A 19,889-nucleotide genomic window follows, 5' to 3' on the forward strand; every position below is an offset into this window, starting at 1 on the left:
CAGGCGGTTTTTTAATTCCGCCAACAGGTTATGAAGTTAAACTAAAAGCAACAAGACTATGAAAGCAAGACGATTGCAGGCGTTGCTTGCGTTGCTGTTGTTGTCACCATCGTTGGCTACGTATGCCGATGATACCGACACTACACCGCGTCAAGCACTCGTCTTAAAGTTTGTTGATGACGGCACGGCAAGTTTCTTCCTTGCCGATCAGCCCGAAGTTGGTTTCGCCGATGGCAAACTGACGGTGACATCTGTAGGGGTTACGACCGACTATGAACAGTCGGCTGTAGCCGAGTTCTATTTCGACTATGTCGTGCCCACCGCCATTGCGGGCACCGAGAGCAAGACATTCTCGCTGACGTACACCGACAACCGTACTGTGACGGTGGGTGGCACAAAGGCGAAAACTGCCACGCTCTACGCTGCCGACGGCACACTTGTGGCGCGCAAAAGCGTAGTAGAGGGAGCTGTGAGCGTGAGCCTCGACAGCTGCAAGCCCGGAGTTTATGTGCTCACATTGGAGAACGAACACACATTTAAATTAATCAAACGATGAAAAAATCTATACTCTTTATAACACTTCTTCTTTCTGTACTTGCGCTACCCACAGCAGCGCAGAAGTCTTTCGTAAAGAACTCGCCGCGCTTCTCTGCGCCAGCTAAGGCAGACGAAGTCAAGACCCTCGCTATGAGTCACGTCGTAGCTTCGTATTACACCGCAGCTTCTGAGGCTACCAACAACTGCGACAACTATTATCTCGTAGTTTCGGACAAGACAAACGCAGTGTTCAACTCGGCTGAAGGCACCATCGTGGCTACCAACGCCAACGTGGCAGCCATCGACTTGTATGCTCCGGCGGGCACAGGCACCGAGCTGCCCGAGGGAACATTCAAGGCAGGCGAGGGCAGTCTGTATTACGATGCCGACTACTCCTACACCACTAAGTACGGACTCAGCGGCAAACCAGGTAAGGAATACGCACTGAAGGGCGACGTGACGGTGAAGAAGGGCACCGATAACTCGTACACTGTGACCTTCGCCGACGCTAACGGCGTGCAGTACACGTACACCGGCACACTCAGTTTCGTAGATATGAACACCGGCACGACGGTATATCCGCAGATACCTACCGACGTGAACACGACGTTCACAGGCGGTATGGCTTACTATCACGGCAACCTGATGGAGTCGAACACGGGCAATATATACATCAACCTCTTCGACTGCGACTTCGACCCGGAGACAGGCAACATGAAGGGCACGGGATTTAACCTTGCCATCTGCGCCTTCAACCGTCTCTTCGGCGACCCGAAACAGGCTACAATCATACCGGGCACATACACTATGGCGCGCAACTTCAAGAGCGAAACCTACTTCCCTGGTATGGAGATCGACTACAACGGCATGACCGTACTCATGGGTACATACATCAAACGTCGCAAGACCGTAACCGGATCTGATTCCGACTACGACTATGCTTACATCACCGACGGCACGGTCGTAATCACTGAGGGCGACGAAGAAGGTACATTCAACTTCACCGTGGATTGTACTACCGACCGCGGACACAAGGTGACGGGCACGGCAAAGAACATCAAGTTCAACATCGTGGACGTGTCGGACGACAAGGAGAAGTACGTAGAGTCGAACCTCGACCGCGACGTGCAGCTCAATCTCGACTACATAAAGAAGGCACGCGTCTACTTCCTCGGCAACCAGAACGGCGTGAACATCTTCACCGTCGACCTCGGTTCGCCAAGCGGTAAGGACGGCGACGAAGGCGACTTGCTCCGTATGGAGTTCCAGACAAAGCCTGGCACAGCCTATCTGCCTTCAGGCACATACGAGCTGATGGAGAACGACCACCTGTGGACTAACCTCTATGCGCCTTACAAGATGACACGTGGCTACTTCGACAACGTCGGCGGACGCACCGGCACACGCTATGAACACTTCGAGAAGGGACGCTACTGCGTAGTGGACAGCTTCGCCTTCGTCTATAGCGGACGTGTAGGCGTGGAGCAGTTGGCTAACGAGGAGTATAAGTTCACCATCGAGCTGGCTGACGGCAAGGGCTATCAGATTAAGGGTGAGTGGAGTGGTCCGGTAGAACTCAACTACGACCTGTCGACAGGTCTGGACAAGGTGAGTGGCGATGAGGCTGCCACAGTGAAACTCGTCGGCAACACACTCCTCGTAGAAGGCGCAGCCAGGGGCGAGCGTCTCGCTGTCTACACCGTAGGCGGACAGCACGTGCTCGCAGCCGACGCAACAAAACCAGTAGACGTATCGTCGCTGCATAGTGGCGTTTACGTTGTGAGAACATCAAATGGAGTTATAACAAAAATAGTAAAGCGATGAGAAAGACTGTATTGACAATGTTGTGCCTCATGGCGATGAGTGCCAGTTACGCACAGACAACAAAGAGAATAATGACCGTTCAGCAGAAGAACGGCACAAAAGTAGAGTATAAGGTGGACAATGTGGAGCGCGTAAGCTTCTCGGATAAGGTGTATGCCGACTTGAATAACCAATGGGCGTTCAACGAAGAAGTAAATCCGGTGAACACGGTATTGTTTGCAGAGAGCGGTGAAAATAGCCTTTTTGCGATTCATACTGCTGAGAATGTCGCGAGCAACCTTGTTCCTGATATTACGATCGAACTCCCTACATCTTTAATAGGACAAGATGTAGACCTTGCTACTGAGGAAGGGGTTGTGTTGAGATACAAAGAACGCGAACTCAAGAAGGGTACGGTTAAGGTGAAGTTCGACAAGTTTAAGAAGAACGTTACAATCTCTGTTGAGGCAGAAGATGGTGGTGACGAAGTTCGTTGTGAGTACACGGGTGCTTTCGGACGCATTTATCTTGTTGAAAACAGCATAAAGGTTAGTGTTCCTGAGCAGGCTGTTGCTCACTCAAAGGTGGCTTCCGCTTTCTGTGTACAACCAAAAGCGACGGGCGAACCTACCAACTTCGCCTTCGCTGACGTAGCGGCTACGGCTCCAGCCGACTTCCTCAATGCCAACGTCGCAGTATGGTTCAGCGTTTCGGCTGCCAAACTCTACAACGGAACGATTGATATGGCTACAGACGCAGACAGCTACACCTTCCGCTATATCGACTACGCTACACGCACCGTATATGATAAGGTGAAGTCGGGCACCATCACCACCGCACAGGGCTACAACGGACAGACATACGTGAGCCTCGAAGCAGTGCTTGAGGACGGCAAAACTGTAAGCCTCTCTTACTTCGGTGCGTTGACTAATACAGAGTCGCTCGACGAGATAATACCGTCGGTAGTGGCAGAGAACGAGTATAAGTACTACAACGCTGACGGCGAGGTCTCCATCACACGACAGCTCGGCACATCGTACATGAAGGAGTACAAGGGCAACTTCACATTCTACCTTATCCCCGAAGGCGACGGCAAGACTTCTTCGGACAGAGTGGAGGTGAAGGTAGGCAGCGACCTCATCAACGCAGGCGAGATAGATCTTGCTAACGTCGGTCAGGAGAAGATTGTAGACATCAAGTACAACGCTGGCAGCATCCAGCTGCAGTCGTATGCAGCCGGTCACGGCTATGGCAATATGCCTAACAACGGCACGCTCACTGTGAGCAAGGAAGAGAACGGCGTGTACGAGATTCTGCTCGACGTAACCAACAAGTACACTAACAGCTATACCACGAACGGTGGCGACAACACACGCATTGTTGTCAACTACAAGGGTACATTTGAAGCTTATTAATAAAAGGTGGTGAGATGTTGAGATGGTGTGGTGTTGAGATTTGCATTTGTCACCATCTCATCACCACAACAATAAAGCACATCTCACCATCTCACCATAACAACATTTCATAAAACAAACCAATGAACAAATCAACCATCCTATTGGCATCGCTGCTCTTCGTGGGCAGTTCGGCTTTCGCACAGAAGCTTTCGCCAAGTACGAGCCTGATGCTTCAGGATATGAGTACACAGAAACATGTGAAGTCGGCAACGGTGAAGAAGGTGGATGCCTTCCTCACCCTTGCCCCGTCAAGTCATAACTCCTCTGTAGACGACTGTCTCAGCCGTCTGGAATCGTTGGGCGTAGAAGTGCGCAACGTAGTGACCGACCGCTTGCTCACTGTCAGTCTGCCCCTCACGGCTGTTGAAGCTGTGGCAGCACTCGACGAGGTGGAGAGCGTGCAGGTAGGCACAGATGTGCGCATGTTGCTTGACGTGGCGCGTAAGGAAACGAAGGTAGACGATTGTCAGTCGACCACCTCCGAACTTGGTGCATACACAGGCAAGGGCGTAGTGGTAGGCATCGTCGACGGCGGATTTCAGTATTCGCACATAGCCTTCACCAATCCCGACGGCATCGGCACACGCATCGCACGCGTTTGGGATCAGAACGCAAAGGGCGGAAAGTCGCCATCTAAGTTTGGCTATGGCAGCGAGTACACAACCTTCGACGAGATGCGTGCCGTCAACTACGACATCTCCTCAACATTCCACGGTTCGCACGTGGCAGGCATAGCAGCTGGTGGCGACCGCACGACATCCTACTATGGTGTTGCGCCCGAAGCCGAACTCGTGTTCGTGAGCTTCGGTTCGAGCAACGTGAACATCACCGATGGCATACAGTACTGCTTCGACTACGCCGAGAGCGTGGGCAAGCCCTGCGTCGTGAACATCAGTCTGGGTTCGCACCTCGGTCCGCACGACGGCACATCAGCTACCGACCAAGCTTTCGAAGCAATGACTGGTCCGGGCAGAATAATCGTCGGAGCTGCAGGCAACGAGGGCAGCACGGCGCTGCACGTGTCGAAAGACCTTGAGGATGGCGATACATCGCTCAAGACGATGATTGGCTTCAGCGAGAATGCCACTACAAAGCAGGCTTACGTAGACATATGGAGCAGCAAGGGTGCACCGCTGACGGTGAAGGCGGTGGTTGTTGACGCGTTGAAGGGTAAGGTGATGTATGAGTCGCCAGCCGTAGCGTCCGACGGCGAGACCGACGTGAAGTACACCTTCCCCGACGGCAGCGGAGTGGTGTCGACGGTGCAGATGGCTCTGCAGAAGAACCCTGACAACGAGCGCACGGAGGTGCTCCTCATGTGTCGCGCTACGAGCATCGCCGAGAACCGCAAGATAGGTATCGTTGCAACAAGCGATGCCGGCACGTCAATCCACATGTGGAACAATGCTACCGAAGGCTACTTCCTCGACGGAGGCAAGCGCGGCTGGACAGAGGGCGACACCGACTGCACAGTGGGCGAGCTTGGCGGTGTGAGCGAAAACGTCATCAGCGTAGGTTCGTACAACACGAAGATGGATTACACCACGCTCAGTGGCAATCTCTACGGCATCAATACCGAACTGGTAGGCGGCAAAGGACAGCTCTCGTTGTTCTCAAGCCACGGCCCTACACTCGACGGACGTACCAAACCCGACGTGACGGCTCCTGGCTGTCTGCTCATCTCCGCCACATCCAAGTATTATGCAAGCTTCAGTGCTTCGACGTGCGCCGTGAAGAGTGGCGACGACTACTACGATGCCAATATGGGTACGTCAATGGCTTCGCCAGTGGTTACAGGCACAGTGGCTCTATGGCTTCAGGCTAATCCGAACCTCACGCCTGCCGATGTGCGCAACATCCTCAACCAGACCTCACGCCACGACACCTATACGGGTAGTGCAGAGAAGTCGGATCGCAACAGTTGGGGTGCGGGTAAGCTTGACGCTTTCGAGGGATTGAAACTCGCACGTGAGACAACCGGCATCAGTGACACACAAGTTGGCGAGCAGATGTTCAGCATCACTACCAATCGCATGGCACGCACCGTACAGTGCTTCTTCGGTTCGGAAGGAACGGCTCGCGTGGCAGTGTACAACGCACTCGGTCAGCAGCTCTACGCTAAGCAGATCGCTGTGAGCGGTGAGACACTCGACCTCAAGCAACTCGGCAACGGCGTGTTCGTTGTGAAGTTGCAGCAGGGCGGCACTGAGAAGTCGGTAAAAATAGCATTATAAATATTTACAGAAGTTTCGCAAATGGGTGAAACTTCTGTTTTTTTTATCCCTACAGAACCATTATTCGGGATTTTTATATATATTTGTAGCCAAATACTTAATTTTAAATAACATAAGATTATGCCTACAATCAAAAGAAAAGTCTTTACACTTGGTTGTCTGCTCACTTTAGCTTCCGCACCCTTTGTGCAGACGGTAGCGCAGACCGGTCAGTATGTTTACGATGTGCAGGACGGCGAGGCTGACATATTCGGTCAGTTGCGCTATGAGAAGAATGTGAACGGTACCGGATTTGTGAAGTTTAATACAGCCAATCCGAATACTCACAAGTGGGTGCGCGACTATGGTTATAAGGCAGGAGTGACACCTATCACTACAGCCGGCACGTATGTAGGCAACGAGTATTATGCCTACGAGACCACGCTCTACGAGAATACGCTCATGCCACGCGCCATCAGTGTGGTGGATGTGAACACGGGCGAGTACACCGCCAAGCGCGAGATAGTGAACTCTACAACCGAGGCACCGCTTATCCTCGACGAGATGACATACGACCCGAAGACGAACCGCATCTTCGCACTGCACTATGACACATCTGTGAACAAGTCGTACCTCTACGAAATCGACCGCACCACACTCGAACTTTCGCTTGTGGCTACGCTCAACAACGTGCTCCTCTACACGCTCGCAGCAGACAACGGTAGTCTGTACGCTGTGCGCAAGGGCGGCATGAAGAGCTACCTCAGCAAGATTGAGATAAGCAGTATCAATAAGACTGCGAAGACCTGCGAGTACAAGGATATGGGCAATACCAACGTATATCTCGGCGACTACAGTCAGACGATGGAGTTCGACAAGACCACCCACCGCCTGTGGTGGATGGCGCAGACCTCCGATGGCAATGCCTACCTCGTAGAGCTCGACCCGAAGACGGGTGCCTCGCTTAAGAAGGAGTTTATGGACAACGAGATGCAGCTCCTCGGCATGGGCATACCGTACCAGTATGTAGCCGATGGTGCTCCGTCGTATCCGCGTGGCTTTAAAGCTGTGGCAGATGCTAAGGGTGCACTCTCAGCACAGCTCTCGTGGACAACGCCAAGCGTGAACTATCTTGGTGCGGCACTAACAGGACTTACCGGCACAAAGGTGTATCGCAACAATCAGCTCGTGTACACCTCAACCGAGACAACGCAGGGCAAAGCTGTGGCATGGACAGACAAGCCTGCGACGGATGGCTACTATATATATAAGGTAGTGCCGTACAATGCTGCGGGCGACGGCGTGTACAAGGAGTTTGCTGCATACGTGGGCGAAGACCTGCCAGGCGAGCCACAGAACGTGACGCTCACTACACACGGTGGCAACGCCGAGATAACATGGGCAGCACCGGCAAAGGGTAAGCATGGCGGATATTTTGATAATACTACATTGAAGTATAACGTGGTGCGTATGCCAGACAATAAAGTGGTTGTGGAAGGTACTACATCGCTGCGTGCAACGGATGCGGTCGGCGTGCAGAAGGGCTACAGCTACGTCATCACGGCTGTGAACAAGAAGGGCGTGGGTGCTTCGGCTACGTCGAAGACGCTGAGCTTCGGACCGGAGGACAGCGTGCCATTCACTTCGCCGCTCACCACACAGGACGATTTCGACCGCTGGGTGACTGTAGACAAGAACAACGACGGTAATACATGGACGTTCTACACTCCGACGCAGACTACTACATACGATCGCACGGACAAGAATGCCGACGATTGGCTCTACACGCCTGCGCTGAAGTTCGAGAAGGGCAAGACATATCAGGTACGCTACACCTACTCGTCAGCCAACTGGGTGACTCCCGATAAGCACGAACAGGTGATGGAGCAGATGAAGGTATGGTTCTGTTCGGAACCGATAGCTACCGGTGCGACCAAACTCATAAAGGAGACGGGCGAGTTCCATACCGCATCGAACATCTTCCTCTACGGCAAGGACAACTTCCAGCCAGAGGCAACAGGTTCTGCACGCATCGCCTTCCAAGCATGTAGCGAAGCTAATCACGGACAGATTTATCTGAAGGATGTGTCCATACGAGAGTATAGCATGAAGGACATCAGCGTGCAGGCACTCACCGGTTCGCAGCTCGTGAACAGCCAAAGTCAGCAGACGTTCACCGTAGACGTGCGCAACGAAGGCTCGGCAACGGTAGCCGACTATCGCGTACTGCTGCTCAACGCCGACAACAACGAAGTGCTCGGCGAGGCAAAGGGCAAGAGTGTGGCACCAGATAAGACGGTAGAAGTGGCAGTCAACTGGGTGCCAGGAGCAGAGGGCACTATAAAGGTTGTGGCTAAGGTGGAGCTTGCTGGCGATACATACCCGGCAGATAACGTTCTGGCAACACCGTTAGAGGTGAAGGTATCGGCTGCAGATGCCGACAAGTGGCTCACACTGAACCAAGACAATAGCTGGGGATGGCGTTTCCCATTCTTTATGCTCGACCCATACTCGCAGTGTCAAGCACTCTTCCTTGAGAAGGAGATGCAGAAGAAGGGCATCGAGATAACAGGTATGCGCTTCCTCTACAACGGCAAGAATGCGGAGGCTTATACCTTCCCGGCACGCATCAGCATCAAGTCGACCACACGCACCGATATGCTCGATGAGGATGGTGGCGACGCAGTGTTCGACGAGGACGGCTTCACAACCGTCTTCGACGGCAATATCACTATTCAAGGCAATGCCAACGACTTGGAACTGGTTGTTAGTTTCACAACACCGTACAAGTACGAGGGCGGAAACGTGATAATGAAGTTCGAGTGTCCGCTCGGCACGGGATACATTAAGGATAGCACGAAGCATCCCGACTGGCACATGATGGAGACGGAAGGCAATCCGCATATCGCCTATTGCAGTGGTGAGAACGAAGATGCTAACGTATGGGGCGAACAGCTGATACCATTCATCAGCATAGCTTATAAGGACAATGGTGCTGCAGGCATATTCACCATTGGTGGTGATAAGACGAGTGTGACACGCTCAGGCGACATGTTGCTCTTCGACGAGCGTGCAGATGAGGCTTGTTTGTACAATACAACTGGCGCACTCGTGCTGAGCGCACGTGGAGTTAATGCGCTTAGCACAGCCGGATTGACAAAAGGCATCTATGTACTGAAGCTCACCAAGGGTGGCGCGGTGCGCAGTCTGAAGGTGGCGGTAGAGTAGTTGAAAGTTGAGAGTTGATAATTATGATATGCACTAAAGCTTCAAGTTTATTCTAAGATTTTATAAAGGTAATCATAACTCTCAACTCTCAATTCTCAATTAAAAACAACAGGCGTTATTTCGTATTATCAACTATTTTCTGTAAATTTGCAAATCGAATAACTAAAACAGTTCAGAAATAAATAATAAAACAATTATGATAGACGTAAAAGAAACATTGAACGGCGCAGAAGAGCGCATGGAAATGGCTGCTATGTACTTGGAAGAGCAGTTGGCACGTATCCGTGCCGGACGCGCCAACGTGGCAATCCTCGATGGTGTACGCGTGAGTTCATGGGGCTCTATGGTGCCATTGAACCAGGTGGCTAACGTTACGGTGCCCGATCCACGCACTATCGCTATCCGTCCTTTCGACAAGAAGCAGATTCGCGACATCGAGAAGGCAATCATGGACAGTGATGTAGGCATCACTCCTGAGAATAACGGTGAGATTATCCGCCTCGGCATCCCACAGCCTACAGAGGAGCGTCGTAAGGAACTTGTGAAGCAGTGCAACAAGATTGGCGAGCGCTCTAAGGTGGAGATTCGCAACGCACGTCAGGACACAAAGGACAAGCTCAAGAAGGCTATTAAAGACGGACTGTCTGAAGACCTGGAGAAGGACGCTGAGGGTGAACTTCAGAAGGTACACGACAAGTTCGTGAAGAAAGTTGACGACTTGCTCACTGCTAAGCAGAAGGAAATCATGACTGTGTAGATGCACGGATTAGTAATAAAGAATACAGGCAGCTGGTACACCGTTCGCACTGACGAAGGCCTCGATGTAGACTGCAAGATAAAGGGCAATTTCCGCTTGAAAGGCATACGCAGCACCAATCCGGTAGCTGTGGGCGACATCGTGGATATAGTGCGCAATCAGGAGGGAACGGCGTTTATCACAGCCATTCACGACCGCCGCAACTATATCATACGCAAGTCGCAGAACCTCAGCAAGCAGAGCCACATCATCGCTGCCAACGTCGACCAAGCATTCCTCATCGTTACGGTGAACTATCCGCAGACGAGTACCATCTTCATCGACCGCTTCCTCGCTACAGCGGAGGCATACAGCGTGCCGACAGTGCTGGTGTTCAACAAGACTGATATACTCTCTGACGAGGAGCGACACTACCAGGAGATGATGATGCGTCTGTACGAGACGGTGGGCTATAAGTGTGTTGCCGTGTCTGCCACTACGGGACTAGGCATGGATGCCATTCCGGCGATGCTGAAGGATAAGAAGACACTGCTGAGCGGTAATAGCGGTGTAGGCAAGTCGACCTTCATCAACCACATCCTGCCTGGAGTCAATCTGCGTACATCGGAGATTAGCGATGCGCATAACACGGGTATGCACACCACGACGTTCTCGGAGATGCTCGAACTGCCCGAGGGCGGATATCTTATCGATACTCCGGGTATAAAGGGCTTCGGTACGTTCGATATGGAACCCGAAGAACTAACAAGTTATTTTAAGGATATATTCCACTTCTCGAAGGAGTGTCGCTTCAATAACTGCACGCATACGCACGAACCAGGCTGCGCCGTGCTGAAGGCAGTAGAGGAGCACTACATAGCTGCTTCACGCTATCAGAGTTATCTCTCGATGCTCGAGGATAAAGACGAGAACAAGTATCGCGAAGCATATTAACAACAAAAGGCGTGTCAAAACAAATGACACGCCTTTTATTGTTATTGTTACTATGGTCTAATAACTGTATTTACGTTGCATAGTAATAACGTTCTTTATGCTTTTACTGCATATCATAAACCACCTGCATCAGCTTCTTGCCCAATGCGTCAGCCTCTTCCATTGTTGCAGCCTCGCTGTACACGCGGATGATAGGCTCGGTGTTCGACTTGCGCAGGTGTACCCACTTGTCGGGGAAGTCGATCTTCACGCCATCGATGTCCGTAATCTTCTCCGATGCATACATCTCCTTCACCTTCTCTAGAATAGCGTCGATGTCGGTAGATGGAGTGAGGTCGATGCGATTCTTTGCGATGAAGTAGTTGGGGAATGTGGCACGGAGCTCGCTTGCTGTGCACTTCTTGTGAGCCAGTGAAGAGAGGAACAGAGCGATGCCTACAAGAGCGTCGCGACCGTAGTGGCTCTCCGGATAGATTACGCCGCCGTTGCCTTCGCCGCCGATAACGGCTCCTACCTCTTTCATCTTTGTCGTAACGTTCACCTCGCCTACTGCGGCAGCTGTGTATGTACCGCCGTGACGCTCTGTAACGTCACGCAGAGCGCGTGTAGAAGAGAGGTTCGACACGGTGTTGCCAGGTGTGTGTTGCAGCACGTAGTCGGCTACGCTTACGAGTGTGTACTCCTCACCGAACATCTCGCCGTTCTCGCAGATGAATGCAAGACGGTCTACGTCTGGGTCTACAACGATGCCGAGGTCGTACTTGCCGCTGCGCATCTCGTCCATGATGCCCTGCAAGTTCTTCTCAAGCGGTTCGGGATTGTGGGCGAAGTCGCCGTTTGCTGTAGAGTTAAGGATGGTATATTCTACGCCGAGTGCTTTCAGCAAGTCGGGTAGGATGATGCCGCCAACGCTGTTGATAGCGTCAACGCACACCTTGAACTTTGCGTTGCGTATAGCGTCTACGTCAGCCAACTTGAGGTCGAGTACGCTCTCAATGTGGCGCTGGTTGAACGAGTCGTCGCGTGTGTATGATCCGAGCGAGTCGACATCGGCATAGTCGAAGTCCTCCTTCTCGGCGATGCTGAGCACCTCGTTGCCATCGTCCTTGGTGAGGAACTCGCCTTCGCTGTTAAGCAACTTCAGTGCGTTCCACTGGCGTGGGTTGTGACTTGCTGTTATGATGATGCCACCGAGTGCGCCCGTCCAGCGCACAGCCAACTCAGTTGTAGGTGTTGTGGCGAGGTCGATGTCAACGACATCAAGTCCCATACCCATGAGTGTGCCGCAAACCACGTTGCGCACCATGTCGCCTGAGATGCGTGCGTCGCGTCCTACGACAATCTTCTTGCGTCCTTCGCCTGTAGCACGACGCTTCATGAGTGTAGCGTAAGCGGTTGTGAACTTAACGATGTCGAGTGGGTTCAGTGTGTCGCCCGTGGGGCCGCCGATAGTTCCGCGGATACCCGAAATAGATTTAATAAGAGTCATGTGGTGTTTTGAATGTTAAGTGTTGATTATCTTCCGAGGGCATAAGTTATCTCGTACAGACATGGGTAGACATTCTGTGAAGCGTCGCTCTGTCCCTGCGTATGTGGCACGATGAGGCGCACTTTCGCAATTTCTTCACCCTTCGGTATGCGTCCAAGGTTGATGTACGACAATGGTACGAGCCATCCCGACGGCACAGCCTGCGAACTGTAGCGGGTGTACATGAGGCTTTCGCCGCTGATGAACGATGCTGTGAATGTGCCCGATGTGTTCTTCACAGTCATCTTGTCCACCATGTAGTTGTACTGTGTTATATTTGTCAGCTGTATAGCCGAGTCGCCTTCGAGTATGTTGTACTCCTTGAAACGACACAGTACGGTGGCTGTTTCGCCTGGTTTGAGGCTCGCACCCTCGCCCTTGCGCACTATCTGCATATATACGCCGTTGCTTTCGAAGAGTACGTACTCGTTCTTCGTGGTGTCGGTGCTGAAGCCCTGCTCTTCAAATTTTGCCTCAGATATCTTTTGTATCTTTTGGTTTGAGATGTATCTGTTTATGGCGTTGCGTTCCTTTTTCTTCATGTCAGCGTATGTCACGCTGTCGCTACACGAAACGAGAGTCACGACAGCGAGCAGTGTCATGATGATAAGATTGAGTTGCTTCTTCATTCTTGTATTTCTGTTTGTTATTGGTTATTGTCGTTTCCTATTTGTTATTGTCGTTCTCTACTTGTTCTTTCCTGCTCTTGGGCAGTGGTCCCCATCCAGTGAGTGCGCCCTCGTAGTATGCAAATGCCTCTCTCACCACCTTCTCTGCTTCGGTGAGCGAGCAGTTGAGTCGTCCGCCACTTGCGTTGAGGTGTCCGCCTCCGTTGAAGAAGTCCTCCGCCATCTTGTTGCATGGGAAGTTGCCCACCGAGCGCAGGCTCACCCAGATGAGGTTGTCGCGGCGGTCGTCTTCGCGTAGCGACACAGAGAGCTTCATACCCTTGATGCGCAGCGGTTCGTTGACAAGTCCTTCAGCGTCGCCCTTGATGAAGTGGAAGTCGCGCATATCGCGTCTTGAGATAGTGAAGTAAGATGCGTGAAGGTCTGAGAAGACGTTCAGCTTCTGACTCATCAGATAGCCACGCAGACGTATTGCCCACTGACTGAAGTTGTTGAACACGTTGCGGTATATGCGATCCTTGTCGATGCCTTTGGTGAGCAGCTGACTGATGATGAAGAATATCTCGGGCTGTGTGGAGTTGTAAGTGAAGCCGCCCGTGTCGGTCATCATGCCGCAGTAGATATTCACGGCGCACTCTTTCGACATCTCCTCGAACTTGCCCAGCTGCCAGATGATGCGGAACACGAGCTCCGATGTGCTCGACATGTTCGGGTGCGACACGGTGAGTATGGTTTCCATTCGTGGATTGAGATGATGGTCGATCATCACCTTCTTGGCTGGCGAAGCGTCGAGCGCATCCTTCATCTCGTCTACGCGGTCGCTGCCGTTGAAGTCGAGACAGAATACGAGGTCGGCGTTCTGCAATAGAGTGGTGGCTTGTTCGGTATGCTTGTCGTAGCGAACAATGCTGTTCGCCCCAGGCATCCACTGCAGAAAGTCGGGATAGGCGTCTGGCGCAACTATTGTTGATGCTTTGCCGCAAGAAGACAAGAAGTTGGCCCAACCGAGTGATGATCCGAGAGCATCACCATCGGGCGACTTGTGGCAGCAAATCACTATGTTCTGTGCGTTTTCTATTATTTCGTTCAGAGTCTGAACCTCTGAATTCGATAGTATATTTATGTTCATATCCATTTAGATGCAAAGGTATTAAAAAATCATGGATATGAACATAAATAAAGTCTTACATTAGTTCTAATTAAATGTTTTTTGCATATTGCGCCATAAAGTGCTTTGCCCATTCGGTGCGGAGCAGCAGGCGTTCGAGTATGAGCAGTGCTACGATGGTTGTGAGTATGCCCAGCAGCACGTCGATGATGTAGTGGTGTGTGGAGTAAACCGCTGTCCACCAGATGCCCATACAGATGAATGCGAATATGCCGATGCAGAGTTTGTGCTGACGACTTATTATGGCGTAGATTGTAGCTACGAGCATATATGCGGCGTGCAGCGATGGTACGGCAGCGAACACGTTCGAGTTGTTGCAGTAGATGGAGTGGAACACAGGCGCACCGACAAGCGTGTCGAAACGTCCGAGTCCGGCTACGCTGCCCGGTGTGTTAAGCACGGGTGTGAAGCCATGCTCCAGTACGTACCATGGTGGAGCGGCTGGGTGTATGTAATAGCCCACGAAACCCACGAGGTTGACGAACAGGAAGGCGAGCGAGAAGCGTAGGTACATCTCGCGTTTGCCTTTCAGATAGAGGTATATGGCGAAGCCCAATGGTACCGGTACCCAGCACAGATAGAAGAAGCCAGCCATGAAGTCGGCGAAAGCGCAGTTGTGCAGGTTGAACCACTCGCCCGGGATTAGTGTGCCAGTGGCAGTCGTGATGCCGAAGAGCGACTTCTCGGTTTCGTATATGCCGCGTGTGTCGATGGGGTTCACTTCGTAGTTGGGCAGAAGGCGCATACCGTCGTAGCTGCACGCGAACACAAGCCAGGGCGTGAGTGCCAAGGCGAGCTTGCGGGTGGGCTTGATGGCAACGAGTATTGCCCAAATGATGATTAGCTTTATGCTGAACATGGTTGGTTTTATTTGTTGTTATCCTTTGCGTTGAGCACCTTGTAGCAGTGGATGACGCGCCAGAAGGCAGTGATATTAGCGAGTACGGCGATGATAATCATCGGCACCACGAGCACCCACACATTGGCGCATACGCCGCAGAAGATGGCTCCGACTGCCGTTACCACTACTCGCTCAGGGCGCTGCATAAGACCCACCTTGCACTCTATGTCCAAGCCCTCGGCACGAGCGCGTACATAGCTCACCATTACTGAGCCTACCATTGCTGCGAACGTAACTACGCCTGCCCATTCCCATTCGTTCTGCTGCATCAGCAGGTAGTAGCAGATGCCGAAGAGTGTGCAAAGCTCGCTATAGCGGTCGAGCGTAGAGTCCCAAAGGGCACCGAACGTAGACGACATACCGCCCATACGAGCCAGTCTGCCGTCCATCATGTCGAACAGGCCGGCGAAGAGTATTACGCCACCAGCCCATCCAATCCATGCGAAAGTCTCTGTCTCTGCGACCTCGGCAGCGTAGATGAACATAGTCGTAGCTACGAGGTTGAGCACAAAGCCTGTTGTGGTGATGAAATTGGGAGTAATGCCAATCTTTATCATGCCTTTAATGATAGGGTTGATAATGACATAGATAACCTTTTGCAAGAAATCCCTGTAGTTCATATTCTTTTATTTTTTTGTTTTAAATGTTTGTTATCTCTTTATATAAAGTATTCTATTCGTTCGCATGATTGGCGCGGAATACGAATGTGCGTTGTAGATGATAGTTCCAAAACACTGCTACAAAAGCAGCCACGATGGTTTTCGATATGATGTAGTTGACTCCGCTTAACTCTGTCAACTGCCATGTTCCGAAGGTGTTCAGCACTATGCTGCCTATCCATACGAACAGATAGCGCATCGCCATGTACTTCTTCTTCATTCCGGTTACGTGGAACACCCAACGATAGTTGATGCCGCAGTTGGTGATGCCGCCACACACAGCACCGATGAACGTGGAGTAGCCGTACCACACGCCCGCAAAGCTTGTAAGTATCAGCGTTATGCCGAAGTCCACTGCCGATGCTACCCATGCTGAGCATTTCGCTTTGCCAAACATGATTGCTTTTTCTTTTGTATTATTCATCGGTGGGCGTACTTAAATTAAGAAGATATTATTTATATATTATTAATGTGTAAATATCGTGTATATGTTGCGTTGTGACGCAATAGTATGCAAAATTAGTAGAAAAATATTAAAAGGCAAAAAGTTTTCTTGCCTTTTTTAATAATTATATATAACTTTGCAGAATGAAACGGCTATAGGTTTGTAAATGCTTTATATAGTGGTGTTTATGACCATTTTCTTTGAACAATAGGATAAATATATACAAAGTAGTAAGGTGAAGAGGTTTTTTAGTATTACATTTCTTTTATTGGCTTTGGTGATTTCGGTCAAAGCCCAGATTACAGGCGAAATTTACGACTCCGATGGTTATCCGATACCATTGGCAAGTGCTATATATAAGGGGCATCATGTGGCAGAAGCGAGCGATTTGGACGGTAAGTTCAAGATTGCGCGTCATAATGGTTGGGAGTTGACATTTAGTTCGGTAGGCTTTCAGCCGCAGACCATCAAGGTGACGCCCAGCACCCCGTCGCACCTGAAGATTGTGCTGAAGGAGGATGCGCACAGCCTTGGCGAGGTAGTTATAAAGCAGAAGCGCGAGCACTATTCGCGTAAGAACAACCCAGCGGTGGAACTGATGAAGCGCGTCATCGCTGCCAAGAAGCGCAGCCACTTGGACAACTACGACTACTATCAGTACAATAAATATCAGAAGATAACCTTCTCGCTCAACGATATAAAGCCTGCCGACCTCGATTCGGGCAAGTTCTTCAAGAAGCGTGCCTACGTGAAGGAGCAGATAGAGACCTCGCCATACAACGGCAAGCTCATCCTGCCGGTGAGCGTTGACGAGACGGTTACTCAGCACATCTACCGCAAGGACCCGAAGGTGGAGAAGGACATCATCAAGGGTCAGCGTTCGGAGGGCGTGAACAACGTTCTTCAGACCGGCGATATACTCAACACACTCCTCAAGGAGGTGTTCACCGACGTGGATATCTACGACGACCACATGCGCCTGTTGCAGTATCAGTTCACGTCGCCAATCGGCGAGACAGCCATCTCGTTCTACCGCTTCTATATACAGGATACGGTGTACGTCGACCGCGACCTCTGCTATCATCTCGAGTTTATACCGAACAACCAGCAGGACTTCGGTTTCCGTGGCGAGCTCTACGTGCTTGCCGACTCAACGCTGCACGTGAAGCGCTGCTCGTTCACGCTTCCGAAGAAGTCGGATGTCAACTTCGTGAACAACATGAAGATCACGCAGGAGTATACAAAGCTTCCCAATGGCGAGTGGGCATTGTCGGTTGACGACATGGCTGCCGAGATGAAGCTGCTCGGAGCCAATATGCTCGTCACCAAAGCCACGCGCTACAACGACTACGCCTTCGACGAATTGCCCTCGAAGCTCTTCCGTGGCAAGGCAAAGACCATGCATGAGGCTGACGCTATGATACGCGACGATGAGTTCTGGGCTAAGTACCGCACAGTGGAACTCTCGCACGGCGAGTCGTCGATGAAGGCATTCATCCACCGCATCGAGCAGTCGAAGAACTTCAAGTGGATACTCTTCGGTCTGCGTGCTTTCGCCGAGAACTTCGTAGAGACGGGCACGATGCGCAAGAAGTCGATGTTCGACATCGGACCAGTTACCACTATCATATCTAACAACTTCGTCGATAACTGGCGCTTCCGCTTGAGCGGACGCACCACAGCCAACCTCTGCAAGCACCTCTTCTGGAACGGCTACTATGCATACGGTACGAAGTCGAAGAACCACTACTACGGTACGGAGGTGACCTATTCGCTCAACGCCAAGAAGAATGTGCCGTTCGAGTTCCCGCAGCGCAACATTATCTTCGAGACAGGATACGACGTAATGTCGCCTGCCGACAAGTTCCTCATCCATAACAAGGATAATATGTTCATGTCGTTCCGCACGCAGAAGGTAGACCAGATGTACTTCTACAACCGTCAGAAGCTCTCCTTCGTGTACGAGACTGACTGGGGACTCTCGTTCCACACGTCGCTCAAAGCCGAGAGCAACGAGCCGACGGGTGACCTCGCCTTCATCAAGATGCCTGGCGCAACGTTCAACCCAGCCCCCAACGGCAAGGAGTACGTGCGACAGATACGCACTACCGAGGCACGGCTGATGCTGCGCTACTGCCCTGGACAGACATTCATCAACACCAAGCAGCACCGCTGGCCTGTCAATCTCGACGCGCCGGAGTTCTCACTCAGCCACACCACCGGCGTGAAGAACGTGCTCGGCGGTCAGTACAATCTCAACTACACCGAGGCGAAGATATACAAACGCTTCTGGCTGGGCTCGTGGGGATATGTCGATACCCATTTGGATGGAGGCGTACAGTGGAACAAAGTGCCGTTCCCATTGCTCATCATGCCGCCCGTCAACATCACCTTCCTCGAGTGGGAGGGCACGTTCTCGATGATGAAGAACATGGAGTTCCTCACCGACCGCTATGCCTTTGCGTCAGTGGCGTGGGATATGAACGGCAAGCTGCTCAACCGCATACCGCTCATAAAGAAGCTGAAGTGGCGCGAGTACATCTCCGTAAAGGGCATGTGGGGTTCGCTCACCGATAAGAACAACCCGCTCCTGCAGCGCAATCAGAACGACCGGATGCTCTTCCAGTTCCCGAGTGGCGCACGCGAGTTCAGAAACAACGAGCCGTATTGGGAAGTGACGGTAGGTGTGCACAACATCTTCAAGCTGCTCGCCATCGACTACGTTCGCCGTATGAACTATCACGGACCTGGCATAAAGAAGAATGGTGTGCGCTTCGGATTTATGCTTAGCTTCTAACGGGAAAAGGTATTCAGAAGACGCAGTACCATCGGTACAGATACAAAAAAGAGGTTGGCGCAGGATGCTGCCAACCTCAATGAATCGATTTCGTAATAGACGAAATCTCTAAAATGATATCGCAAATATATAGCTTTCCGTCGAACATAGCAAGTTTTTAAGACTAAAAAGTTGGTTTTTTAACAATTCACACCTGTTTGACTGGTTTTAGCCCAACAAAAGTATAGGTATCCGGCACCGAAATATCAACATTCCGATGTCGAAAGTGTTGCGAAAGTCATCGGACACCGAACGGAATCTGATTGGGCGGCGGACGGAATCTGATCGGGTGGCGTACGGAATCCGATCGGGTGGCGTACGGAATCTGATCGGGTGGCGAACGAAATCTATGAGAAAAGCTTAACTTGAAACAAACAAAACAATGGGAAGAAACAAATACTCGCAGAGCGAATTTGACGCAATAGCGCGACTTCTGAGTCTGAAAGGTTCAGCCAATCGTGCTAAACAGAAAGAGATACGCCACCAGTTGCGCGTGGGTTACGAGTTCAATATCTCCGACTTCAACGAGCCGGGCAAGGCGTTCGGCTTGAAGGAACTGCTTGATGCGCGTCAGCGCGGAGCCATCCTTATCCTCGACGACCGCACCATCGCCGACATGAAAGCGAAGCGTCAGCGCGACCGCGAGCGCGACGAGGCGTTGCGCCAGCAGGAAGCCGTGGCTGCAGGCGAGCAGACCGACTGGAAAGAAGCCATGAAGCAATGGGAAGACTGGGAAGCGCAGGAGATTGCGAAGATTGACAAGTAAAAGCAAAAAGTCGGGTATGGCGAACGCCA

General features: G+C 51.6%; 15 protein-coding genes. 9 read left to right on the forward strand and 6 right to left on the reverse strand.

Annotated features, from left to right (window positions below):
• Positions 1–58: 58 nt before the first annotated feature.
• The 7 genes from HMPREF0673_RS04385 to rsgA all read left to right on the forward strand — a co-directional run bounded on the left by HMPREF0673_RS04385 (position 59) and on the right by rsgA (position 10,928).
• The gene (locus tag HMPREF0673_RS04385) at positions 59–556 is read left to right on the forward strand and encodes a T9SS type A sorting domain-containing protein (RefSeq protein WP_007898577.1); all 498 of its coding nucleotides are present in this window, start codon (positions 59–61) and stop codon (positions 554–556) included.
• Positions 553–2,361: a T9SS type A sorting domain-containing protein gene (locus tag HMPREF0673_RS04390; RefSeq protein ID WP_007898579.1), complete on the forward strand. Its 1,809-nt coding sequence runs from the start codon at positions 553–555 to the stop codon at positions 2,359–2,361. The genes HMPREF0673_RS04385 and HMPREF0673_RS04390 overlap by 4 nt, the downstream gene beginning before the upstream one ends.
• The gene (locus HMPREF0673_RS04395; protein WP_007898580.1) at positions 2,358–3,755 is read left to right on the forward strand and encodes a hypothetical protein; all 1,398 of its coding nucleotides are present in this window, start codon (positions 2,358–2,360) and stop codon (positions 3,753–3,755) included. The genes HMPREF0673_RS04390 and HMPREF0673_RS04395 overlap by 4 nt, the downstream gene beginning before the upstream one ends.
• A 122-nt stretch (positions 3,756–3,877) precedes the next feature.
• Positions 3,878–6,031, forward strand: coding sequence for a S8 family peptidase (locus tag HMPREF0673_RS04400; RefSeq protein WP_007898582.1), 2,154 nt, complete (start codon positions 3,878–3,880; stop codon positions 6,029–6,031).
• 120 nt (positions 6,032–6,151) lie between these two features.
• Positions 6,152–9,238, forward strand: coding sequence for a CARDB domain-containing protein (locus tag HMPREF0673_RS04405; protein ID WP_007898584.1), 3,087 nt, complete (start codon positions 6,152–6,154; stop codon positions 9,236–9,238).
• Between the two features lie 196 nt (positions 9,239–9,434).
• Positions 9,435–9,995 (forward strand): ribosome recycling factor, encoded by a 561-nt coding sequence (frr, locus tag HMPREF0673_RS04410; RefSeq protein ID WP_007898586.1) that lies wholly within the window; start codon positions 9,435–9,437, stop codon positions 9,993–9,995.
• Positions 9,996–10,928 carry a ribosome small subunit-dependent GTPase A gene (gene rsgA / locus HMPREF0673_RS04415; RefSeq protein WP_007898587.1) on the forward strand — a complete coding sequence of 311 codons (933 nt, stop codon included), beginning with the start codon at positions 9,996–9,998 and terminating at the stop codon, positions 10,926–10,928.
• Between the two features lie 103 nt (positions 10,929–11,031).
• Here rsgA and glmM read toward each other — a convergent pair whose 3' ends face one another.
• From glmM to HMPREF0673_RS04445, 6 genes are all read right to left on the reverse strand, one after another.
• A complete protein-coding gene (gene glmM, locus HMPREF0673_RS04420; RefSeq protein WP_007898592.1) occupies positions 11,032–12,417 on the reverse strand; it encodes a phosphoglucosamine mutase in 1,386 nt (461 codons plus the stop codon).
• Positions 12,418–12,443: 26 nt separating this feature from the next.
• The gene (locus HMPREF0673_RS04425) at positions 12,444–13,085 is read right to left on the reverse strand and encodes a DUF4827 domain-containing protein (RefSeq protein ID WP_007898594.1); all 642 of its coding nucleotides are present in this window, start codon (positions 13,083–13,085) and stop codon (positions 12,444–12,446) included.
• 37 nt (positions 13,086–13,122) lie between these two features.
• A complete protein-coding gene (locus HMPREF0673_RS04430) occupies positions 13,123–14,214 on the reverse strand; it encodes a DHH family phosphoesterase (RefSeq protein WP_083825693.1) in 1,092 nt (363 codons plus the stop codon).
• Positions 14,215–14,284: 70 nt separating this feature from the next.
• Positions 14,285–15,112, reverse strand: a complete 828-nt coding sequence (locus HMPREF0673_RS04435) for a phosphatase PAP2 family protein (protein ID WP_007898596.1) — start codon at positions 15,110–15,112, stop codon at positions 14,285–14,287.
• Between the two features lie 8 nt (positions 15,113–15,120).
• Positions 15,121–15,774: a CDP-alcohol phosphatidyltransferase family protein gene (locus tag HMPREF0673_RS04440; RefSeq protein ID WP_007898597.1), complete on the reverse strand. Its 654-nt coding sequence runs from the start codon at positions 15,772–15,774 to the stop codon at positions 15,121–15,123.
• 52 nt (positions 15,775–15,826) lie between these two features.
• Positions 15,827–16,237, reverse strand: coding sequence for a GtrA family protein (locus HMPREF0673_RS04445; RefSeq protein ID WP_007898598.1), 411 nt, complete (start codon positions 16,235–16,237; stop codon positions 15,827–15,829).
• A gap of 256 nt (positions 16,238–16,493) precedes the next feature.
• On the opposite strand from HMPREF0673_RS04445, the gene HMPREF0673_RS04450 reads away from it, so the two are divergent.
• On the forward strand, positions 16,494–19,055 hold the full coding sequence (locus HMPREF0673_RS04450) for a DUF5686 family protein (protein ID WP_007898599.1): 2,562 nt from the start codon (positions 16,494–16,496) through the stop codon (positions 19,053–19,055).
• A gap of 421 nt (positions 19,056–19,476) precedes the next feature.
• Positions 19,477–19,860, forward strand: coding sequence for a hypothetical protein (locus tag HMPREF0673_RS04455; protein WP_007898603.1), 384 nt, complete (start codon positions 19,477–19,479; stop codon positions 19,858–19,860).
• Positions 19,861–19,889: the final 29 nt, after the last annotated feature.

This window comes from Leyella stercorea DSM 18206 (assembly GCF_000235885.1).
Classification (GTDB): Bacteria; Bacteroidota; Bacteroidia; order Bacteroidales; family Bacteroidaceae; genus Prevotella; species Prevotella stercorea.

What these genes read in the sequence shown, in the direction of transcription:
- HMPREF0673_RS04385 (WP_007898577.1), top strand. Translation starts at nt 59, where the DNA reads ATGAAAGCAAGACGATTGCAGGCGTTGCTTGCGTTGCTGTTGTTGTCA.
- frr (WP_007898586.1), top strand. Translation starts at nt 9,435, where the DNA reads ATGATAGACGTAAAAGAAACATTGAACGGCGCAGAAGAGCGCATGGAA.
- HMPREF0673_RS04435 (WP_007898596.1), bottom strand. Translation starts at nt 15,112, where the DNA reads ATGTTCAGCATAAAGCTAATCATCATTTGGGCAATACTCGTTGCCATC.
- glmM (WP_007898592.1), bottom strand. Translation starts at nt 12,417, where the DNA reads ATGACTCTTATTAAATCTATTTCGGGTATCCGCGGAACTATCGGCGGC.
- HMPREF0673_RS04390 (WP_007898579.1), top strand. Translation starts at nt 553, where the DNA reads ATGAAAAAATCTATACTCTTTATAACACTTCTTCTTTCTGTACTTGCG.
- HMPREF0673_RS04395 (WP_007898580.1), top strand. Translation starts at nt 2,358, where the DNA reads ATGAGAAAGACTGTATTGACAATGTTGTGCCTCATGGCGATGAGTGCC.
- HMPREF0673_RS04440 (WP_007898597.1), bottom strand. Translation starts at nt 15,774, where the DNA reads ATGAACTACAGGGATTTCTTGCAAAAGGTTATCTATGTCATTATCAAC.
- HMPREF0673_RS04445 (WP_007898598.1), bottom strand. Translation starts at nt 16,237, where the DNA reads ATGAATAATACAAAAGAAAAAGCAATCATGTTTGGCAAAGCGAAATGC.
- HMPREF0673_RS04400 (WP_007898582.1), top strand. Translation starts at nt 3,878, where the DNA reads ATGAACAAATCAACCATCCTATTGGCATCGCTGCTCTTCGTGGGCAGT.
- HMPREF0673_RS04455 (WP_007898603.1), top strand. Translation starts at nt 19,477, where the DNA reads ATGGGAAGAAACAAATACTCGCAGAGCGAATTTGACGCAATAGCGCGA.
- HMPREF0673_RS04425 (WP_007898594.1), bottom strand. Translation starts at nt 13,085, where the DNA reads ATGAAGAAGCAACTCAATCTTATCATCATGACACTGCTCGCTGTCGTG.
- rsgA (WP_007898587.1), top strand. Translation starts at nt 9,996, where the DNA reads ATGCACGGATTAGTAATAAAGAATACAGGCAGCTGGTACACCGTTCGC.
- HMPREF0673_RS04430 (WP_083825693.1), bottom strand. Translation starts at nt 14,214, where the DNA reads ATGAACATAAATATACTATCGAATTCAGAGGTTCAGACTCTGAACGAA.
- HMPREF0673_RS04405 (WP_007898584.1), top strand. Translation starts at nt 6,152, where the DNA reads ATGCCTACAATCAAAAGAAAAGTCTTTACACTTGGTTGTCTGCTCACT.